The organism is Vibrio lentus (assembly GCF_030409755.1).
Classification (GTDB): Bacteria; Pseudomonadota; Gammaproteobacteria; order Enterobacterales; family Vibrionaceae; genus Vibrio; species Vibrio lentus.
The window spans coordinates 96,152-116,056 of record NZ_JAUFQE010000003.1 but is presented as its reverse complement, the minus strand read 5'-3'; the positions used below and the strand labels follow the sequence as shown (position 1 = coordinate 116,056).

General features: G+C 42.3%; 15 protein-coding genes and 5 pseudogenes. 12 read left to right on the top strand and 8 right to left on the bottom strand.

Going from position 1 to position 19,905, the window contains the following annotated elements; genetic code table 11:
• Positions 1 to 153 precede the first annotated feature (153 nt).
• Entirely contained in the window at positions 154 to 297 is a 144-nt protein-coding gene (locus QWZ07_RS25840; protein WP_192854745.1) for a hypothetical protein, read from the top strand.
• Positions 298 to 529: 232 nt separating this feature from the next.
• A pseudogene (gene ltrA, locus QWZ07_RS25835) lies at positions 530 to 2,000 on the top strand (group II intron reverse transcriptase/maturase).
• Between the two features lie 410 nt (positions 2,001 to 2,410).
• Here the strand turns inward: ltrA (QWZ07_RS25835) and QWZ07_RS25830 are convergent.
• Positions 2,411 to 2,614, bottom strand: coding sequence for a hypothetical protein (locus QWZ07_RS25830; protein ID WP_192854678.1), 204 nt, complete (start codon positions 2,612 to 2,614; stop codon positions 2,411 to 2,413).
• Positions 2,615 to 2,853: 239 nt separating this feature from the next.
• On the opposite strand from QWZ07_RS25830, the gene tnpA (QWZ07_RS25825) reads away from it, so the two are divergent.
• Entirely contained in the window at positions 2,854 to 3,291 is a 438-nt protein-coding gene (gene tnpA / locus QWZ07_RS25825; protein WP_192854770.1) for an IS200/IS605 family transposase, read from the top strand.
• 448 nt (positions 3,292 to 3,739) lie between these two features.
• Here the strand turns inward: tnpA (QWZ07_RS25825) and QWZ07_RS25820 are convergent, their stop codons facing one another.
• Positions 3,740 to 4,210, bottom strand: coding sequence for an arsenate reductase/protein-tyrosine-phosphatase family protein (locus QWZ07_RS25820; protein ID WP_192854756.1), 471 nt, complete (start codon positions 4,208 to 4,210; stop codon positions 3,740 to 3,742).
• Between the two features lie 914 nt (positions 4,211 to 5,124).
• On the opposite strand from QWZ07_RS25820, the pseudogene ltrA (QWZ07_RS25815) reads away from it, so the two are divergent.
• Positions 5,125 to 6,596 (top strand): annotated as a pseudogene (gene ltrA, locus QWZ07_RS25815) (group II intron reverse transcriptase/maturase).
• A gap of 339 nt (positions 6,597 to 6,935) precedes the next feature.
• Here ltrA (QWZ07_RS25815) and QWZ07_RS25810 read toward each other — a convergent pair.
• Both QWZ07_RS25810 and QWZ07_RS25805 read right to left on the bottom strand, forming a co-directional pair.
• Complete coding sequence (locus tag QWZ07_RS25810) at positions 6,936 to 8,252, bottom strand: type II toxin-antitoxin system HipA family toxin (protein WP_290256789.1); 1,317 nt, start codon at positions 8,250 to 8,252, stop codon at positions 6,936 to 6,938.
• Positions 8,246 to 8,593 (bottom strand): helix-turn-helix transcriptional regulator, encoded by a 348-nt coding sequence (locus QWZ07_RS25805; protein ID WP_225998621.1) that lies wholly within the window; start codon positions 8,591 to 8,593, stop codon positions 8,246 to 8,248. The genes QWZ07_RS25810 and QWZ07_RS25805 overlap by 7 nt, the downstream gene beginning before the upstream one ends.
• 796 nt (positions 8,594 to 9,389) lie before the next feature.
• Between QWZ07_RS25805 and QWZ07_RS25800 the strand changes: the two genes are divergently transcribed.
• Positions 9,390 to 9,665, top strand: coding sequence for a helix-turn-helix domain-containing protein (locus QWZ07_RS25800; protein ID WP_171388226.1), 276 nt, complete (start codon positions 9,390 to 9,392; stop codon positions 9,663 to 9,665).
• On the top strand, positions 9,658 to 10,893 hold the full coding sequence (locus QWZ07_RS25795) for a type II toxin-antitoxin system HipA family toxin (RefSeq protein WP_048657858.1): 1,236 nt from the start codon (positions 9,658 to 9,660) through the stop codon (positions 10,891 to 10,893). The genes QWZ07_RS25800 and QWZ07_RS25795 overlap by 8 nt, the downstream gene beginning before the upstream one ends.
• Positions 10,894 to 11,239: 346 nt before the next feature.
• Here the strand turns inward: QWZ07_RS25795 and QWZ07_RS25790 are convergent.
• Positions 11,240 to 12,271 (bottom strand): annotated as a pseudogene (locus tag QWZ07_RS25790) (IS110 family RNA-guided transposase).
• Positions 12,272 to 12,530: 259 nt separating this feature from the next.
• Here QWZ07_RS25790 and QWZ07_RS25785 point away from each other — a divergent pair.
• From QWZ07_RS25785 to ltrA (QWZ07_RS25770), 4 genes are all read left to right on the top strand, one after another.
• Complete coding sequence (locus QWZ07_RS25785) at positions 12,531 to 13,328, top strand: CPBP family intramembrane glutamic endopeptidase (RefSeq protein ID WP_192854684.1); 798 nt, start codon at positions 12,531 to 12,533, stop codon at positions 13,326 to 13,328.
• A 471-nt stretch (positions 13,329 to 13,799) separates the two neighbouring features.
• Entirely contained in the window at positions 13,800 to 14,084 is a 285-nt protein-coding gene (locus QWZ07_RS25780; protein WP_192854683.1) for a hypothetical protein, read from the top strand.
• A gap of 392 nt (positions 14,085 to 14,476) precedes the next feature.
• Complete coding sequence (locus QWZ07_RS25775; RefSeq protein WP_192854745.1) at positions 14,477 to 14,620, top strand: hypothetical protein; 144 nt, start codon at positions 14,477 to 14,479, stop codon at positions 14,618 to 14,620.
• A gap of 232 nt (positions 14,621 to 14,852) precedes the next feature.
• Entirely contained in the window at positions 14,853 to 16,325 is a 1,473-nt protein-coding gene (ltrA, locus tag QWZ07_RS25770; RefSeq protein WP_192854744.1) for a group II intron reverse transcriptase/maturase, read from the top strand.
• A gap of 353 nt (positions 16,326 to 16,678) precedes the next feature.
• Here the strand turns inward: ltrA (QWZ07_RS25770) and QWZ07_RS25765 are convergent, their stop codons facing one another.
• Entirely contained in the window at positions 16,679 to 17,308 is a 630-nt protein-coding gene (locus QWZ07_RS25765; RefSeq protein ID WP_192854753.1) for a LysE family translocator, read from the bottom strand.
• Positions 17,309 to 17,431: 123 nt separating this feature from the next.
• Between QWZ07_RS25765 and QWZ07_RS25760 the strand changes: the two are divergent.
• Positions 17,432 to 17,704 (top strand): annotated as a pseudogene (locus QWZ07_RS25760) (LysR family transcriptional regulator); the annotation flags it as partial.
• A gap of 67 nt (positions 17,705 to 17,771) precedes the next feature.
• Here the strand turns inward: QWZ07_RS25760 and tnpA (QWZ07_RS25755) are convergent.
• Positions 17,772 to 18,209 (bottom strand): IS200/IS605 family transposase, encoded by a 438-nt coding sequence (tnpA, locus tag QWZ07_RS25755; RefSeq protein ID WP_192854770.1) that lies wholly within the window; start codon positions 18,207 to 18,209, stop codon positions 17,772 to 17,774.
• Positions 18,210 to 18,326: 117 nt separating this feature from the next.
• On the opposite strand from tnpA (QWZ07_RS25755), the pseudogene QWZ07_RS25750 reads away from it, so the two are divergent.
• Positions 18,327 to 18,944, top strand: a pseudogene (locus tag QWZ07_RS25750) (LysR family transcriptional regulator substrate-binding protein); the annotation flags it as partial.
• Positions 18,945 to 19,222: 278 nt separating this feature from the next.
• On the opposite strand, the gene QWZ07_RS25745 reads toward QWZ07_RS25750, so the two are convergent.
• Positions 19,223 to 19,810: an ECs1377 family protein gene (locus QWZ07_RS25745; RefSeq protein ID WP_225998594.1), complete on the bottom strand. Its 588-nt coding sequence runs from the start codon at positions 19,808 to 19,810 to the stop codon at positions 19,223 to 19,225.
• Positions 19,811 to 19,905: the final 95 nt, after the last annotated feature.

The window sequence follows — 19,905 nt, the reverse complement described above, 5'->3', positions numbered from 1 at the left end:
AACCGTCTGTATCACCAGATGAACCTACGAGCCTGAATAAAGCAGCGGCTCGGACAATGTAACGAAACTTGGCCGTTGGGCTGAGTGGGAAAAGAATCGTGAGAGGACGTTCCTCCTGAAAACCACAATTCAGGTAAGTGCTAGGGAGTCAGTATGATGAACGTATGTGAATCCATTCAAGGTGCGTTATATGATGAAGCAGCGGAAGTGGTTAATACGCTGTGGCCAAAAGGCAATGAGAGTTGGAAAGAGGTTGGACAGTACTTTTTCGTGGTCGCCGCACTCTCCGCACTATAGTGGGCATCTAACCTGACATTGCGCGACATACGGAACAGGGTAAGCCTGTATCACTCCCTTTGGGAAAGCCTTTGTGGCCGATAGTGATGCAGGTATAGGAGGTCGGAAAAAGCGAAAGCTACATTGTAATGATGCAGATACAGACTTATGTCTGATCACGAAAGTGAGCCCACTTCCGACTGGTCTCCCATTGCGAGAGAATTTGAAGAACTTTATTCAAGGAGAAAAGCAAATGATGGTCTCGAAAGAGATTAGTGCATCTTCTGACGGCGCTCAATGGCAGTCCATCGACTGGAAATCCGTTGAAGCGCACGTATTAAAGCTTCAAATGCGTATCGCAAAAGCAACTAGAGAAAAGAAATACGGTAAGGTGAAGTCTTTACAGTGGCTCTTGACTCATTCTCGTTCAGCCAAGCTTCTTGCGGTTAAACGAGTCTCTCAGAATAAAGGCAGTAAAACGTCTGGAATAGACGGTGTTATCTGGAACACAGATGCACGCCGTATGAAAGCAGTCAATCAACTGAGTCGCAAGGCTTACTCTGCAAAACCACTCAAACGTATCTACATTCCCAAAAAGAACGGTAAGCTCAGGCCATTAGGCATTCCATGCAATTGATAGAGCGCAACAAGCTCTATACCTTCTTGCATTAGAGCCTGTGTCCGAAACGTTTGCCGACCTCAATAGCTATGGGTTTAGGCCAAATCGCAGCACGGCTGACGCGGTCAGTCAGTGCTTCAAATGTTTGGCTCTAAAGCGATCAGCGAAATGGGTTCTTGAGGGAGATATTAAAGCTTGCTTCGACAAAATCGGGCATGAATGGCTTATGAACAATATCACGGTAGATAAACGTATGTTAGAGCAATGGTTAAAGTCTGGCTATGTGGATAAGGGACTGTTCTACGATACCGATGAGGGTACACCTCAAGGTGGAATAATCTCTCCAACTTTGATGCTAATAACTCTCGCGGGAATAGAGCAACAAATAAAATCTACAGCCCTGAAAAAGGGTGCTAGGGCCAACTTTATCGGTTACGCGGATGATTTCGTGGTCACCTGCTCTTCAAAGGAGGTGCTAGTGAATGATATCAAACCGTTGATTGCTGACTTTCTGGCAGAAAGAGGGTTAACCCTCTCCGAAGAGAAAACGAAGATCACTCATATTGATGATGGCTTTGACTTTCTGGGCTTCAATCATAGGAAGTACAAAGGGAAATTGCTCATTAAACCGAGTAAATCCAACACGTTGTTATTCTTGAGAAATCTAAGAGAACTCATTAAAAAGCACGCAACCATCCCTGTTAATGACCTTATCAAATTGATAAATCCGAAACTCAGAGGATGGGCGAGTTACTATCGCCACTGTGTTGCCAAACAAGTATTCGGGTATGTCGGCCACAAAGTATTCCAAGCGCTATGGCACTGGGCAGTTAGACGTCATCCAACTAAGTCCAAAGACTGGATTGTTCACAAGTATTTTCTTAATCGTAAAGGCCAGTGGCAATTTCACGGTTGGCAGAAAATCATGAACATGGACTGTCACTTCAATCTGTTCCAAATAGCGAAAGTGCCCATCGAGCGACACGTAAAAATCAGGAGTGCAGCGACCCCTTTTGATCCTCAATACCAAGAATACTTGGCGAAGAGAAAACCCAAAAGGCTAGCCCGCAACTCTTGGAAAGAACCTGTCCCGACTGCGTTATAAGTTGCTGGGTATCAATGATGCCTTAGTGGAGGCTTGAGCCGTATGCAGTGAAAGTTGCACGTACGGTTCTTAGAGGGGCGGCACTTGGTAACAAGTGTCGTCTACTCGACAAAAACCTCTCAGGTTGAATTTTTACCCGTGGCATTTTCTAACTAGAAAGTGCCCCGTTATTAGTTTCGGCAACATGCTAGCGTTTTTAGACAACTTGAATTTCCCAAAATACAATTCATGTGATGTCTAAAAACTATAAAGTGTTAATTATGGGTAGTATTATGTGCAAGGGCAAAGTTGTAACGTCCAGTCAGACTAGTGCAATTCCGTACGCTCTTCACCAATCAGACTGACACTTCACTAAGCTTCATTTTACTTGGATAAACCTATATATAGGTGCTTAATCTATCACGGCCGCCTTAGAGGTTCATGAGGCTTTCAATGGACTCCTCAATCGAATCAAAATGATAGGAGTGAACCTCATAACCATCACTAGCTTCGATTCTAACTTTTGAAATACCATTGTTAATTTCAGCCTCAAGAAGGCTGAGAGAATGCTCGACTGACTGACAAATAAAGATATTTTGATTGGTGAAAGTGATGCGGCATGATTGTAAAACCATAGTGTTTCCTTTTCTAGCCTAGGCGACAGAATCTCTGTGTTCTGATTGCCAATTGATGACGTTATTAGAAGAATCCCTTCTATTTTTAACAGTAGACTAGATTGTAAAAAAATATAGTTTATTGGCTCCTCAAAACCACCGCCTAGGGCGGTGGTGATTGTTCCTCTAGGCTATAGCCTGAAGAAGTGCCCATGTTAGAAGTAACCTCTTATTCACCACAAGTAAGAGGAAACAACCACATGGGCGATTACAGAAGTTCATCACATGTCTATTGGCGTTGCAAATACCATATAGTTTGGACTCCAAAGTATAGATATAAGATTTTGAAAGATAAGGTTGGAAAGGAGCTTTATCGTTCAATTTATATTTTGTGCAATATGAAAGACTGCGAGGTTTTAGAGTTAAATGTTCAACCAGATCATGTTCATCTTGTTGTCATTATTCCTCCCAAGTTGTCGATCTCGAGTTTGTTAGGAGTTTTAAAGGGCCGGACAGCAATTAGACTTTTCAATAAATTTCCACATATACGTAAGAAACTATGGGGAAATCACTTTTGGGCTAGAGGGTATTTTGTAGATACGGTCGGTGTGAATGAAGAAGTCATTCGACGATATGTCCGACACCAAGATAAACAGGACATAGAGTATGAACAACAACTGCAGTTATTGAAGAACTGATAGCGTGGACGCCCCCTTCTAGGGGGTTATAAAGCAAAACCGCCTTCTAAGAAGGCGGATATTTTTTTTTCTAGTGGACATCGAAAGTGTGACTTTGAAAAGGTAAGACTCTGTTATCACGAGATTTAACACTCTGTTAAGCGAAGCATTATTCTATACCTTGGCGTTAAGCTAGGAGGTGCTCTAAGGTTCAAGGAATACTCATTAGGCTTTTCTAGGACTCTGAAAAGTCAGTGCCCAAAGATTGATAGACCAGTGACTACTACTTCTTAGTTTTAAACACTTGCAGTGAGAGTGAGGTACGGAACCGTGATGGCAGAAAGAACGCGTTGAGTGATAATAGTCCTATGCTCCTTTTGTAACTGAGATAAGTAACATCTTCACTTAACTTGCACTAGCCTTATTGTTGCTTCAGCAGCTTAAGGTGTAGCCTTACATGAGAAGTAGTTCAGCTTTTTAGTTGAGTTTTTACAACGAGTTGCGACACTTCAAAGGTTATTTGGTCTACGACCTCTTTTACAAACATGGTTCTGTCATTCCCTGATAATTCTAGGGCGGCTCCAAGGTTGGGGATATTCCAGCGAAGCTTGTTGGGTATGTGTGAATAAACCACGTTTACGCATTCAACAAACAAATTACACTGCTCAATACTTATTTGGTCACATAGCGTAATCACGTAATCGAAGTTTTCTTTTGTCTTTTTGTATTCAAAAACAGTTTTGCTTTCGGTCTGTATAGGTACACAAAGTAAGTTAGACAATTCGTCTAAGATAGCTTGGGGTGTTCCTCCAGTCTCAAACCCTGAGCAAGTTGCTTGTACCATCCCATTAGATTGCTGCTCTACAATTGCTTTAGCGATAGCCGCTCTTACGCCTTTTTTAACGCAAACAAACAGAATGTTGATAGGAGTTGTACTCATACTAAAAATAATCCTTACAAATTAATATCGTCTATTAAACATAGATATTTTGAGGAGCTTTTCAACATGGTGATGACTTTAGACACAAAAGAAGCTAAGAGCTTAGCTCATAACTGAAGTGGTACGGTGAATTGGGCCTGTGATTTAGAGATTGCTCAGACCTCAGATAATGCGCCAATCGCTAAATTAGAAACCACGATCACTCATTCCTATACGAGTCTATGAAAAAGCACAAGTGATCTGCTCCATCAATACAGAACACTAAATTGAGTGATTTCCCATATCTGTAGTTATCCATGAATTGCTAATTTAGAAAAGTCACTGACACGGAATTGTCCGTGCGACCTGAAGTCGTATGAAGTGCTGTTCACCGCAACAAGTGTGAACCATCTGTATCACCAGATGACCCTAGGGTTCTGAATAAAGCAGCGAACCCGACAATGTAACGAAGTTCAGCCTTTGCTGAGCGGGAATGAATTCGTGAGAGGACGTTCCTCCTGATAACCACAATCGGGTGAGTGCTAGGGTGTTGGTATGATGAACGTAAGTGAATCCATTTAAGATGCGTTATACGTGGATCAGCGGAAGTGGTTAATACGCTGTGGCCAAAAGGCATGAGAGTAGGAAAGAGATTGGACAGTGCTCTTTCGTGATCAAGACGCTCTCCGCATTATAGTGGGCATCTAACCCGACGTTGCGCGACATACGGAACAGGGTAAGCCTGTACTTCTCCCTTTGGGAAAGCGGTCTGCAAAGACAGCCGATAGTGGTGCAGGTAAAGGAGGCTAGAAAAAGCGAAAGCCGTGTTGTAATGATGCGGATACAGGTTGTTATCTGGCGCGAAAGCGAGCTGACTTCTAGCTGGTCTCCCGTTGCAAGATAATTTGAAGAACTTTATTCAAGGAGAAATGCAAATGGTAGCTTCAAAAGAAGTTAGTGCCTCTCCTAACGGCACTCGATGGCAATCCATTAACTGGAAAGCCGTCGAACAACACGTATTAAAGCTTCAAATACGCATTGCAAAAGCAACTCGAGAAGGTAAACGCAGTAAGGCGAAAGCATTGCAGTGGATACTAACTCACTCGAAAGCGGCAAAACTTCTTGCGGTTAAACGAGTGTCACAAAATAAAGGCAGCAAAACGCCAGGAATCGATGCATCATCTGGAATACGGATGCTCGTCGTGTGGCAGCGGTTAATCAATTGAGTCGGAAAGGCTACAAAGCTAAACCACTCAGACGTATCTATATCCCCAAGAAAAACGGCAAACTCAGACCTTTAGGTATTCCGTGCATGATAGATCGAGCGCAACAAGCGCTTTATCTACTTGCCTTGGAGCCTATCTCTGAGACCATTGCTGACCTAAATAGCTATGGTTTTCGACCTAATAGAAGCACAGCCGATGCAATCGAACAATGCTTCAAATGCTTGGGTCTTAAACGTTCAGCACAATGGGTTCTTGAGGGGGACATTAAGGCTTGTTTCGATAAAATTGGTCATCAGTGGCTAATCGATAACATTCAAACGGATAAACGAATGTTGAAGCAATGGCTTGAGTGCGGTTTTATCGATAAAGGACTGTTTTACAAGACAGCAGAGGGGACGCCTCAAGGCGGTATAATTTCCCCAACGCTTATGCTGTTGACGTTAGCAGGTTTAGAAAATCTGGTTAAGTCGGTAGCACGTAAAACTGGCGATAGAGTCAACTTCATTGGATACGCTGATGATTTTGTAATAACTGGGACTTCAAAGGAAGTTTTGGTGAACAACATCAAACCGCAGCTAATTAGCTTTCTAGAAGAAAGAGGTTTAACACTTTCTGAAGAGAAAACACACGTAACTCATATAAATGATGGTTTTGATTTTTTGGGATTTAATCTCAGAAAGTACAAAGGCAAACTGCTTATTAAACCAAGTAAGAGCAACGTACTGTCATTTTTGGGTAACTTACGTGAACTCATCAAAAAGCACGCAACAATTCCAGTGAACGATCTGATTAAAATACTGAATCCAAAACTGAGAGGTTGGGCGAATTATTATCGTCATTGCGTGGCAAAGCGAACTTTCGACTATGTAAGTCATCAACTTTTCTGGTTGTTATGGCGTTGGGCGGTAAGGCGTCATCCAACGAAAAACAAAGATTGGGTGCGTAGAAAATATTACTTGAACCGACGAGGTGAATGGCAATTCCATGGTTGGCAAAAGATCGCGAATATGGATTGTCATTTTAATCTAGTTCAGATAGCCAAAACGCCAATTAAAAGGCATGTAAAAATTATGAGCAAGGCAACGCCTTATGATCCTTTTTACGAACCTTTCCTTAAAGAACGAAAGGCAAAGAAATTGGGACGAAACTCATGGTTCGAACCTGCTTTAGCTGCATTGTGATTGCTGGGTAACGTAATACGCCTTAGCGGAGGCTTGAGCTGTATGCAGTGAAAGTTGCACGTACAGTTCTTAGAGGGGCGGCACTTGGTAACAAGTGTCGTCTACTCGACAGAAACTTCACAGGCTGAATTTTCACCCGTTGTGACTGATGTATCGAGACTGATGTATCGTTATACTTTTCTATGAGGTGTTGAATTGCTTGTATTTGGTAAGCCCTGCTAACAAGCCTCTCAGCCGGGATCGTCAGCACCTTACTGCGTGCTTCGATTCACTTGTTTGTTAAGTTGATACTTCAAATATTCAGGTAGAGAGTAAACGCTCCCGAAGGAGCGATTGTAATCATACTAGGTTGAGTCTGTGGTTGGACTCTATTTCATCAAGGAACGATGGTTCGACACCTACGTCTCTTGCTATTTCTCGCCATGTTGTCACGGTGGCATGAACCTCACTTAAAATAGCTTCTGCCTCACCTTGTAGTGATGGAGGTACGACTCCTAGTAAGTCTTGTTTGGTAAAATTGTCTCGCTTACCGTTGATCGACATTTGATGGCTCTCTACCCAAGGCGAGCCGGGTTTGTAGCTATATGCTAGATCGAATGCTGGCGCGAGTTCCCACTTGTTCGTACTATTGATAACGAATCCCCAGTTTTTTGTGTGGTCATCGTGGTTGCGGGCAATCACGTTAAAGGCCATGCGTCTAAACACTTCAAGTGCTGATAGTCGATCAAGTCTCAGTGAGCGCAATAGGGTGAAGAGTTCTTCATAACTGTAACCGCCAGGTTGTTTGAAATCTGCGTGATCCATAGCGCATAAAGATTGATAATGCACTTTTTCGTTTCCAACGCGGTCAAATCGTTTTGTCATGAAGTGAGCACGCCCGTTTTCTTTTAATAATTCACAATGTGAGATATCGATTCCGGCTTTTTTGGCCATTAAGTAATAGGCATATTCCATTAAGCCGAAGCCCTTAGGATCACCAAATACCTCACTAGTGGATGAGCGTTCGACAACGCCATCAAACTTTAATAGGAAGTGTTCGAAGCCTTTGGGAGCATTTACCTGACCTGAGCGTATTTGCGTGCGATCTGAGTTGACTGCGATAACAGCTTTAGCTCTAGCACCGCCAGCTGAGGTGCCGACTTGAAGGATGCCAGTTAAGGCTTGCTCCGCTTCCTGCTCATTGATGATGGTTTCATCTAGGTTGTTTCTTTCGTCAAGGACGAGTTGCGCCATTGCCACAAGTGAGTCGAGTTTAATTGATTCATCTTGTTTTTTATTCGTGTCAGCTAATGCGGGTGTGTACTCAAGAGCTCCCATACCTCGTGAACCGGTATAGAGCAGTCTTTCCAATGCACTGAAAGATTGTGGGTCTCGGCCCTGGCGTGCAAGCCAGGCATTGATTACGGCATTACCAAAGTCATCGGGTAGAGTATCTGCGAAGGCTGCAGGTAGGCCTTTATAGGTTGGATAATTCAGAGTGGGAAAACTAAACGTGCCAGCCTCAAGAGGGAGTCTTTGTGAAATGGCAAACCCAGTTTTTAGCCACTCATCGAAGTATTCAAAGCTAACGATTCCGGTCGTAGTATCTTCAGCTAGAGCGCCGACATCTTTACCGAATATACTGACTTTTGCTGTGTCGTATTTCTTGCCTACCAATCTAAGTCCTCCTCTTTAGGTTGTTGTGGCGTTGAGGCCAGCTTTACCCTTTGGCGTACTTTCCCTTTCATTTTGAGAAGTTGTACTGGGCTAATTCCAGGGTCTGGTAGGAAAGATTCAATGCCTTCCAATGAATCTAACACTCTGAGTACCTTGATGACGTTTATTAGGGTTGATCTACCCTCTATCATATTTTGGTATGTTGACCGGCTGATTCCGGCCTTTTTAGCTAACTGTGCTTGAGTAAGTGACGAACGGTGATCGAGCCTTCGTCTTTCGATTCGACGGCCAAGTTCACTGATCAGTGCTTCATCTGACATTGCGTATATATTCGACTTCATCATAATGACCTAAAATTCAATCGTTAAGTAAGTTTAATATATATTATGACTTAAAAAGCAATCATTACAAAGCAATGATAACAAAAAATATCAGAGCATGTAATGCCTTTAAAAACGGTCATAGTGAACATTTATAACACGTAGTGACCGTAAAAAAAGGCATTAAGAGTGCGCTTTGTGTTTATTATGCAAGAAAAAGCCCCGCATGCGAGGCTATTAATCTTAATCCATTAGGGTGCCGTTTGGTGATTCGTCGTAATAGAGAACTCTGAGTAGCTTGTGCTTCTATCTGACTTAACTTGTTTTCCCGCCCGATAGTTGTGTCCCAACCTTCACATAAGTCGCTTTGTAACGCAGTTATGTCCAGAGGCTTCATCGATCTGAAGTTTTACTCGTGGCACTTTTCTCAAAAAGTGCCAGCTAGCTCAGATCTGCCCCAAACTGCGTTGGAGTAGAAGCTCTACTATTATTGATAACCTGTCTTTTCTCATATCTAATCTAATGCCATCACAGCTAGTTGATCGACCTGAATGTAAAGCAAGGTATGCTCTTGTGAAACAGCTAATGGGTGCATAAAGCCTTGTTTTTTAATCTGCTATAATGGTAGCAAATAATGCCAAAAAAACCTTAATTTGTCACTATAGTAGCAATGGAGACCCGTCACAGTGATGGAATTTTTTTGTCATTCGTGTTAATGAAGTAATGATTGTCATTACTCTATATTTGCTACAATAATAGCAATTAGACTATGATTGGCGTTATAATTGATACCATAATAGCAACTTACGAGGCATGTATGTTATCTCTTTATACCGCTTATGATTTGCAGATGGAACTCAAAGAGTTTATCAAGTCTGCTCGGAAAAAAGATAAACTCAGTGTTCAGAAGATGGCCGATCTCTCTGGCGTACCTTACGCGACGATCCGAAAGTTTGAGTCATCTGGCAACATCTCATTGCGTCAGTTCCTCATGCTTTATGAGACAGTCGGTGACTTGAAAAAAGTGAAAGAGCTAACAAAGTCGTCTGAGCCTGAATTTAAATCAATAGAGGATGTGCTTCGATATGCTTAAATCAGCCCTAACCGTAAAACGAACGCTTAGCACAGGTGAAAAGGTATTTGTCGGCAAGCTAGTTGAAAATAGTAAGCAAAGCTTCTTTCAATTTGATGAGGCTTATTTAGGCGCTCACTCAACCTCTCTGGCTCCGTTCAATTTAAAGGCTGATACAAGCCTACAAGTTGCGCCTAGAGGGCCGCATTACGGCATTCATGGGGTATTTGGAGATAGTCTCCCTGATGGTTGGGGCCTTTATCTCATGGATCGTGTATTTAGACAGAACGATCATAACCCAAAGGAAGTTACCGCCCTAGAGCGTTTGGCTTATCTGGGTGACAGATGCATGGGGGCGTTGAGCTATGAGCCTGAATTAGATTTACTTGATGAGTCCAAGGAGTCGATTGATATCATTACCCTTGGCCGAGCTGCGATTGAAGAGTTTGAAGGCACCGAGTCTGCTTTGCTTGAGCACTTGATGAATACTGGTGGTTCGGGTGGTGCTAGGCCAAAAATGAACGTGACACGTTTATTGAATGGGCAATATTCAACATTAGATGACGCACTAGGAACAAAGCTTATCGTAAAACTGACATCTGAAAAGTTTGACTTGAAGCACTCTGAATCATTAGTCGAATATTGCTACATGCAGATGGCCCGTAATGTCGGCATTGAGGTTCCTGACTTTGATTTAATTGATGCAGGTAATGGACGATTTTGGCTAGAGCAGGAACGATTTGATTGCACCGAGCAAGGCGGTCGAATCCATATGATTTCTGCGTGTGGGTTGTTAGATGCACCGTTTCGAGAGCCTTCTTTGGACTATGTGGATTTAGTTAAAGCTACGCGCATCATGTGTAGTGTCACTGAGTCTCAGAAGCTCATTAAGCGCTGCATGTTTAATTACCTAACTGTTAACCAAGATGATCACAGTAAGAACTTCAGTTTCCTTGCCAGTGACGCCGATAACTGGACGCTATCGCCTTTCTACGACATTGTTTACAACCCTAACCCTTACAAAGAGCATATGACGGCATTTGGTGGTAATGGCCGAACGCCAAAGAACGCACTAGACCAGTTAGCTGCTCAGTCGGGGTTGTCATCAAAGAAAGCGATTATGGTTATGGCTGAGGAAATATTTGAAACAACACGCTCGTTTAGTCTTGAGGCCAAACACCTGGGCTTGTCCCCTAATCTAATCAAGGAGATTGATAAGGATATGGTAGAAAAATTTAAGGCGCTGTAAGTGTAGGATGAATCAAATTCGCCATGACTTTGTAGATGATTTGATGGTTTTACAGTGGCTGAGGTTATTCGAGTTAATCTGTAATATAAAGTTCGTAACAAGGTTTTGTCCAGAGACGTATATGGAATCCACGTATTTACAAAGTGATTTAACAGTAAAAGTTAAGATGCGTACGTATATTCGGCTTTTTATTGAAGGAGCTACCTTCTAGCCTTTGATGTTTGCGCACCTACAGTCCTCATCGTGTTATCAGCTTCTAAAGCGTCACGCCTCTGTCAGGTTTTCAGTAGGTTGGTCTTACCCTTTATGCATCATCATTTTGTAAAATATTAAAATACATTCATGGTTAATTGTTAAGCAAAACAGGTTTATATTCAGTTCCATATCGAAGCATTGCCCATGCAATCCTAACTACCTTGTTAGCCAACGCAATACAGGCTTTCTTGAAGCCAATACGATCAATGATGCTCCTCAACCAAGCATCCTTCTGAGTTTTTGGTTGCTCAGGCAGTCGCCCAACATAAGACATTGCGCCAAGATAAAGAAGGGAACGCAGCTCTTTGACACCACCGCACTTATCGATCCCAATCATGAAGACTTTCCCCCCAGAGCTATGCTGTTTGGGTGTAAGACCAACAAACGCAGAAGCTTGTCTTCCGTTCTTAAACTGCTTATCATCGCCAATAGTTGTATAGAGCATTGCGGCAGTCGTTTCACCAACGCCTTCAATTGCCATTAATCGCTGGCATGGTTCTATCTGACGGGTTAAGGCATTCTTCTCTTTTTCGAACGCTATTAGTTTTGCTTTGAACTGTTTATATTGTTCCCACAGCATAGATAGAACAGAAACAACATTTGCAGGTATCGATGTTTCTCCATCCAGTACAGTTTGAACAGAGACCTTTAATCCTTTTTCACCTATAGGAGTTGCTACTCCGTAGCCTAATATAGTGCCCCGAATGTGTTGAGCTAGAGAAACCAGACTACGAGATAGAAAGCGGCGACTACTCTCTAAAGATTGCATAGATTGTTGCTCTAGTGACTTTGGACGGCTGTATTTAATCCCGATTTGGATTGCAGCATTTGCGATGGCAAGAGCGTCATTATGATCAGTTTTATGACCCTCTAGGTATCCTTTTACTTTTTTGGGGTTAATGATCCGTGCTTCATGTCCAAACTTTTCAGCTAATTGCCCTCAGTAATGGCAACCGCAACAACCTTCCATAGCGACAATAGAAGGCTTGGCTTTGGCAAGGAACTCTTTCATTTTCTGTCGACTTAAAGGTTTGTTGGAAAGCAACTCTCCATGAACACTGATATGACCGGCTTGAAGAACATTTTTAGCTAAGTCGATAGCGATAACATTATTGGTCAACATATTAGAATCCTCGTTTTTGTCTCACTCTGCTAAGTTTAGATTGGCAAAGGAGGGAGTGGATTCCATACATCATGTTACGCCGCCATGCTTTGGGACAAGAACGCCTTAGTGCTATGACTCTAAAACGCGTGTGCCTCAAAATCCGTCAGAGTTAAACCCATACATATCCTGTTCCAGTTTTTCACCAGATTATTTAGTCGTGAAGATCTCGATACGATTGAAATTAATGTGAGGCGGATGATATAAATGTAATCTTTAAATGCAGGAATTAATAAATTTAGATATGGTACAAATGGATAACTTTCCCACCGTAGGACTTAAAACCTCGTTACCCATAAGCATATTGGCACTTGCCTTATATTACCTATGGGGCGACATGAGTTTTAATGATCTTCGAGGCCTTTTTTGGGTGGTGGCGTTTGTGATGATGCTTACTTTAAAGAAGAGTGAAAATAGCCTCTTTTCAGTAACTCCACAAGTTTCCTCTTTTACTCATCATGTCTTCCCAATTACTGTGCTAGCGATTGGCGTGGCTTGTATCACGTTATTCTATATGGAATTTATCCGGCAATATGTCACGGGACAAGAAGTCGACTATATCGTAGGATTTCTCGTTAGTGGTGAACTGGAAGTAAGCGAGAAACTAAATTATCTTTTCGAAACCGTTATATTAGCTCCGTTATCAGAGGAGTTTTTCTTCAGGTTTATCTTGCTAAGTAGCATATGCTTATTTTTGAGAAACAAGTTTGTAGGCGTAATTTTATCGTCACTCTTATTCGCCTACGGCCATGAAGACCCTGTCGTTGCTTTTTCTCTAGGTATCACTGCATCAATAGTTCTACTGAAATACATGAGTATATATAGCGCTATAATTCTTCATACGATTTATAATTTGTGGATATATACAGTGGAAGTTTTTATCATACCCGCATTTTTCTTTAATGATTGGGATTTTGCACCAAGTGGGAACATCGGAACAATCGTTTCTATAATGGCATTAGCTGTATCTTTTTTGGTACTATTGATTATTAAACGCAAGGAAAAATCAATACAATAAGGTTTTAGCAACCGCTTCATCACTATAAGGACTGAGGCAATAATCAATGAAATCACCACACTTATCGACACCTCGATAGTAAAGTTGCTGACACACTTTTGTCTACTTTTGAGTTGGCCACGATGGCTAACTCAAAATTGCTCCCAAAACGTGCTAGAGCAATAAATCAGCACAAATCATGGCGCTGAGTTTTGACGTACATTTCCTCATGACTGACGGTTAAAGGACGGCGCACGAAAACTCCCTGAACTGAGCGTTGCGCAACGAACCCTGTTGTTTCTCACAATTGAATATCTATTCCACACAGAAATTAAAGACAGTTACCATGTATCTACCGATGTTTGCAAAAGATAGGTTCTCAATTAATTCACTTGACGAATATCCGAAGGCTTAAATATTATGGTGCTGAGTTAACACGCTGATATATATCAAATTGTCAATAAAAGATTGTTCGTAAACATCGGAGGTTCTATGCCTAGATACCAGTTCTTTACTTATCCACATAATCAAATAACAGACTTTACGTATTTAGAGGTGGATTCAAAAGATTACACCATTGATAAGCAAGCGTTGGTCGATCAGCAGTTTGAACTAGATGGAGCCCCAGTTGTTGCTGATAGTGCACAAGAGGCTGTAGAAAAGTATAACCGTAATTTTTCCCAAGTTAGTCAGGAACAAGCTAAAGCAAGTGTTTCTTACATTCTTATCAAGGGGCTGGTAGCTCTGTGGAAGTGGATTCGTCAAAGGAAATCATAGAGGTTATTTCTAATAACCGTGAACGCGTTCTAACTGTTGCCTTCATATGCAGTTAGGTCGTTACAGCATGGTCATTGTCCAGTCCCGCGCAAATCGACCACCGCTGATAACGGTGGTGCTCTTTGAGGTTTTGGGATACGAAAAGTTATTCCAGGATAGCTAAAATAGAAAACTCACTGACTCATTTTTGTCCGTGCGACCTGAAGTCGTATGAAGCGTTGTTCACCGCTTAACGAGTGAACCGTCTGTATCACCAGATGAACCTACGAGCCTGAATAAAGCAGCGGCTCGGACAATGTAACGAAACTTGGCCGTTGGGCTGAGTGGGAAAAGAATCGTGAGAGGACGTTCCTCCTGAAAACCACAATTCAGGTAAGTGCTAGGGAGTCAGTATGATGAACGTATGTGAATCCATTCAAGGTGCGTTATATGATGAAGCAGCGGAAGTGGTTAATACGCTGTGGCCAAAAGGCAATGAGAGTTGGAAAGAGGTTGGACAGTACTTTTTCGTGGTCGCCGCACTCTCCGCACTATAGTGGGCATCTAACCTGACATTGCGCGACATACGGAACAGGGTAAGCCTGTATCACTCCCTTTGGGAAAGCCTTTGTGGCCGATAGTGATGCAGGTATAGGAGGTCGGAAAAAGCGAAAGCTACATTGTAATGATGCAGATACAGACTTATGTCTGATCACGAAAGTGAGCCCACTTCCGACTGGTCTCCCATTGCGAGAGAATTTGAAGAACTTTATTCAAGGAGAAAAGCAAATGATGGTCTCGAAAGAGATTAGTGCATCTTCTGACGGCGCTCAATGGCAGTCCATCGACTGGAAATCCGTTGAAGCGCACGTATTAAAGCTTCAAATGCGTATCGCAAAAGCAACTAGAGAAAAGAAATACGGTAAGGTGAAGTCTTTACAGTGGCTCTTGACTCATTCTCGTTCAGCCAAGCTTCTTGCGGTTAAACGAGTCTCTCAGAATAAAGGCAGTAAAACGTCTGGAATAGACGGTGTTATCTGGAACACAGATGCACGCCGTATGAAAGCAGTCAATCAACTGAGTCGCAAGGCTTACTCTGCAAAACCACTCAAACGTATCTACATTCCCAAAAAGAACGGTAAGCTCAGGCCATTAGGCATTCCATGCATGATTGATAGAGCGCAACAAGCTCTATACCTTCTTGCATTAGAGCCTGTGTCCGAAACGTTTGCCGACCTCAATAGCTATGGGTTTAGGCCAAATCGCAGCACGGCTGACGCGGTCAGTCAGTGCTTCAAATGTTTGGCTCTAAAGCGATCAGCGAAATGGGTTCTTGAGGGAGATATTAAAGCTTGCTTCGACAAAATCGGGCATGAATGGCTTATGAACAATATCACGGTAGATAAACGTATGTTAGAGCAATGGTTAAAGTCTGGCTATGTGGATAAGGGACTGTTCTACGATACCGATGAGGGTACACCTCAAGGTGGAATAATCTCTCCAACTTTGATGCTAATAACTCTCGCGGGAATAGAGCAACAAATAAAATCTACAGCCCTGAAAAAGGGTGCTAGGGCCAACTTTATCGGTTACGCGGATGATTTCGTGGTCACCTGCTCTTCAAAGGAGGTGCTAGTGAATGATATCAAACCGTTGATTGCTGACTTTCTGGCAGAAAGAGGGTTAACCCTCTCCGAAGAGAAAACGAAGATCACTCATATTGATGATGGCTTTGACTTTCTGGGCTTCAATCATAGGAAGTACAAAGGGAAATTGCTCATTAAACCGAGTAAATCCAACACGTTGTTATTCTTGAGAAATCTAAGAGAACTCATTAAAAAGCACGCAACCATCCCTGTTAATGACCTTATCAAATTGATAAATCCGAAACTCAGAGGATGGGCGAGTTACTATCGCCACTGTGTTGCCAAACAAGTATTCGGGTATGTCGGCCACAAAGTATTCCAAGCGCTATGGCACTGGGCAGTTAGACGTCATCCAACTAAGTCCAAAGACTGGATTGTTCACAAGTATTTTCTTAATCGTAAAGGCCAGTGGCAATTTCACGGTTGGCAGAAAATCATGAACATGGACTGTCACTTCAATCTGTTCCAAATAGCGAAAGTGCCCATCGAGCGACACGTAAAAATCAGGAGTGCAGCGACCCCTTTTGATCCTCAATACCAAGAATACTTGGCGAAGAGAAAACCCAAAAGGCTAGCCCGCAACTCTTGGAAAGAACCTGTCCCGACTGCGTTATAAGTTGCTGGGTATCAATGATGCCTTAGTGGAGGCTTGAGCCGTATGCAGTGAAAGTTGCACGTACGGTTCTTAGAGGGGCGGCACTTGGTAACAAGTGTCGTCTACTCGACAAAAACCTCTCAGGTTGAATTTTTACCCGTGGCATTTTCTAACTAGAAAGTGCCCCAAAGTTTGCCAGATTGATTTGGTACCGATAAATTCTGCCCCTGACTTATCAGCACTACCTTTACGAATGGAAGACAAAACACGGTGGAAGCTTTCTCCCAAAATTGTTCAGAGTCAACCCCTCTTCCTGGTTAGTGGTTTATGCATTTTTATACAAATATCAAAATCCTAGCTTAGTTAGACTACTATTAAATTGGGTTGCGGCCAGTGATAGCTAGTAAAACCGCTGCACCTAAAAGGGCTATGCCCCCAAGCCTATTCATACATGATGGGCGGCCCTGTATAAAATAGAGAAACTTCTTAGCAGTAACTGCATACAGCATAACCCATGAAAAATCTAATACAGCCATTGTAGGACACATTACCATCATCTGTGGTAACAAAGGTTTAGTAGTATCAATAAACTGAGGAAAAAATGCGGTAAAGAACACTATGGCTTTGGGATTGCCTGCGGCAACGAAGAAACCACTCAAATAAAGTTTATGAGCAGCAATAGACTCTGGTGAGGAGTTTGGGGCTGATAACTCTAGCTTAATGCTATCAAAGAACATTTTTACTCCCATATACAATAATGTTACTACTCCAAACCACTTGATAGTGTTGAAAGCTGCTTCAGAGCTAGAAACTGCAACACCCAAGCCAATCGCAACAACAATCATCTGTATGAAGTTGGCAGATATGTCACCAAGCGCAGTGAAAATCGTTTTCCTTGCACCATATTTAATCGAGTGAAGTACACCCAACAAAATACTAGGCCCCGGTGTCATTGTTAAAGTGAGTGAAGCCGCAATGAAAACTAGCCATGTTTCAATGGTCATTTGATTTCTCCTTATGACATGTTAACTAAGTTGTTGAGTAATCCCCTTAACCTAAGTTTCCTTAGGAGGAGACAGTCTGATAGCATACTAAGGAATATCAAAATAACCTGAGGTTATGTTAACGTGATTGATAAATTGGATAGCATTCCAACCTTGGTACCCAAGCTTCTCTTGCAACTGCTGGAAATGGGTAGTATCACCGATGCAGCTTCGATATTAGGAGTCAGTCAACCTGCTGCAAGCAAAGCTCTTCGACGTGCAGAGCAACAAATTGGTATTGAATTGCTTAGAAGAGACAGTCGCCCTCTTCTTTTGACAACGGAAGGGAAGCTAATTGCAGAGTATGCTAGGCATCAACAACAGCAGGAAGAAATGTTATTACAGCACCTTAGACTAAAAAAATATCCGCCTTCTTAGAAGGCGGTTTTGCTTTATAACCCCCTAGAAGGGGGCGTCCACGCTATCAGTTCTTCAATAACTGCAGTTGTTGTTCATACTCTATGTCCTGTTTATCTTGGTGTCGGACATATCGTCGAATGACTTCTTCATTCACACCGACCGTATCTACAAAATACCCTCTAGCCCAAAAGTGATTTCCCCATAGTTTCTTACGTATATGTGGAAATTTATTGAAAAGTCTAATTGCTGTCCGGCCCTTTAAAACTCCTAACAAACTCGAGATCGACAACTTGGGAGGAATAATGACAACAAGATGAACATGATCTGGTTGAACATTTAACTCTAAAACCTCGCAGTCTTTCATATTGCACAAAATATAAATTGAACGATAAAGCTCCTTTCCAACCTTATCTTTCAAAATCTTATATCTATACTTTGGAGTCCAAACTATATGGTATTTGCAACGCCAATAGACATGTGATGAACTTCTGTAATCGCCCATGTGGTTGTTTCCTCTTACTTGTGGTGAATAAGAGGTTACTTCTAACATGGGCACTTCTTCAGGCTATAGCCTAGAGGAACAATCACCACCGCCCTAGGCGGTGGTTTTGAGGAGCCAATAAAAAAGGATGGTGCTGGCCTTATAAGAATTGCATCATTTGGAGCTTCTGCATCTACACATATTTTGCCCAAATTCATACATACAATTGGCCAGAAACAGCCTCTAATCAGAGTTGAGGTTTATGAATACACTGACGACGAAGCCTTATCAGCCTTAAGAGAGGGGCGAGTAGACTTTGCTGTTATTGTGGACAAAGAACATCCAGACCTAGACATTATTCCGGTGACTACTGACCGCTTGGTAGCTTTGGTTCATGAAGATGATCCTCTGTCTAAAAAGTCAGCACTATCAGTCGAGTGTATTCTGAACAGGGATTTTATCTTAACAAAAGGGGGGAGCGAAGCATTGATAAAAGAGTGGTTTTCCAGTTCAAATGTCCACTTAAAGGTAAAACACACAGCGGTTCAATTGACCTCAATACTCGCCTTAGTTCGAGCAGGCTTGGGGGTCTCTATTGTTGCTGAGTTAGCCGTTCCAGAATCTCACCCTAATGTCAGTGCAATACCGCTCATGCCAGAACATCCTCGTCGAATTTGTATAGCTAAAAGAAGCGGTAGCTTCTCTTCGAATGCTGCAAGATGTGCGTGGAAGCATTTTAGTTCATCACACATATAGGTTTTACTAACAAATGTATTTACATGCATAATTCGATTCATATAAATGCATTACGTTGGATAAATAGTTTTCAGAAAAACAAATTGAACATGGAAGAAATTGTCCATTTTCGTGCATGAGCGGCATCATCTGGAGTGGTGCCGCTCTGCTGTTTGGGAGACGGAAAGCTCTCTGATGGGTAGATTTCGTCCGAAGCGGCTAAGAAGGTTCTGTCCAAAGATTAGTTTCAGTTATATCTGTCATGTTAATGCATACGGCAATCGTTTACGCCTCGTTATTCATTCGTAACTTGCCATCTTTCTTGTTGTGCCTGTGAAGTTGTCTGATACTTCGATACGTTTCATTGCGATATTCATGGTGGGTTCGATTTTTTTAAGACGTGCTATATCACTGGCTATTCGTTTGCAGCCTAAAAACAAGATGCCATCGAGTGGTGTTATGACATCTCCAGCCTTGAGGCAACCAACGAGGGAGGTGGCAGAGAGTGGTGTTTTTGTCCCAGCAACGTAGCGGGTTGCCACAAACTCATTCGTATAGTGGATTTCTCTTGGTAACATTTGTTCGCTTTTAGCGTAAATCATTCCGCTTTGTTTACCATTAATAACTCGATGCTCTTTATACACTCGTGTTTCCTCGCCTATGGTGGCCATAGCTTGTGGTGCGCGGGTGATGAATAAGCGAAAAGGTAGATCTTCACTTGTGATGTAATCGACAAGGTTAAACGCTAATCTTGTTCTCGCGATCTCTCCGAGTGGTTTGTCACGACAGATTTGTAGAACCTGATCCCATTGGCTGGTCAGTCGAGTGCTTTCTTTATCGCTTCTAACTTTAACCTTTTGAATATCGTAGTGAATTATCTTTTCCATGGTTGATTTGGCCTTCCGTTTTGCTTGCTTCGTTAAATTCCAACCTAACATTATGTTTTTATAACAAATTATAAGCAGTTATCCACAAAGTTTGG

What these genes read in the sequence shown, in the direction of transcription:
- QWZ07_RS25840 (WP_192854745.1), top strand. Translation starts at nt 154, where the DNA reads ATGATGAACGTATGTGAATCCATTCAAGGTGCGTTATATGATGAAGCA.
- QWZ07_RS25830 (WP_192854678.1), bottom strand. Translation starts at nt 2,614, where the DNA reads ATGGTTTTACAATCATGCCGCATCACTTTCACCAATCAAAATATCTTT.
- tnpA (WP_192854770.1), top strand. Translation starts at nt 2,854, where the DNA reads ATGGGCGATTACAGAAGTTCATCACATGTCTATTGGCGTTGCAAATAC.
- QWZ07_RS25820 (WP_192854756.1), bottom strand. Translation starts at nt 4,210, where the DNA reads ATGAGTACAACTCCTATCAACATTCTGTTTGTTTGCGTTAAAAAAGGC.
- QWZ07_RS25805 (WP_225998621.1), bottom strand. Translation starts at nt 8,593, where the DNA reads ATGAAGTCGAATATATACGCAATGTCAGATGAAGCACTGATCAGTGAA.
- QWZ07_RS25800 (WP_171388226.1), top strand. Translation starts at nt 9,390, where the DNA reads ATGTTATCTCTTTATACCGCTTATGATTTGCAGATGGAACTCAAAGAG.
- QWZ07_RS25795 (WP_048657858.1), top strand. Translation starts at nt 9,658, where the DNA reads ATGCTTAAATCAGCCCTAACCGTAAAACGAACGCTTAGCACAGGTGAA.
- QWZ07_RS25785 (WP_192854684.1), top strand. Translation starts at nt 12,531, where the DNA reads ATGCAGGAATTAATAAATTTAGATATGGTACAAATGGATAACTTTCCC.
- QWZ07_RS25780 (WP_192854683.1), top strand. Translation starts at nt 13,800, where the DNA reads ATGCCTAGATACCAGTTCTTTACTTATCCACATAATCAAATAACAGAC.
- QWZ07_RS25775 (WP_192854745.1), top strand. Translation starts at nt 14,477, where the DNA reads ATGATGAACGTATGTGAATCCATTCAAGGTGCGTTATATGATGAAGCA.
- ltrA (WP_192854744.1), top strand. Translation starts at nt 14,853, where the DNA reads ATGATGGTCTCGAAAGAGATTAGTGCATCTTCTGACGGCGCTCAATGG.
- QWZ07_RS25765 (WP_192854753.1), bottom strand. Translation starts at nt 17,308, where the DNA reads ATGACCATTGAAACATGGCTAGTTTTCATTGCGGCTTCACTCACTTTA.
- tnpA (WP_192854770.1), bottom strand. Translation starts at nt 18,209, where the DNA reads ATGGGCGATTACAGAAGTTCATCACATGTCTATTGGCGTTGCAAATAC.
- QWZ07_RS25745 (WP_225998594.1), bottom strand. Translation starts at nt 19,810, where the DNA reads ATGGAAAAGATAATTCACTACGATATTCAAAAGGTTAAAGTTAGAAGC.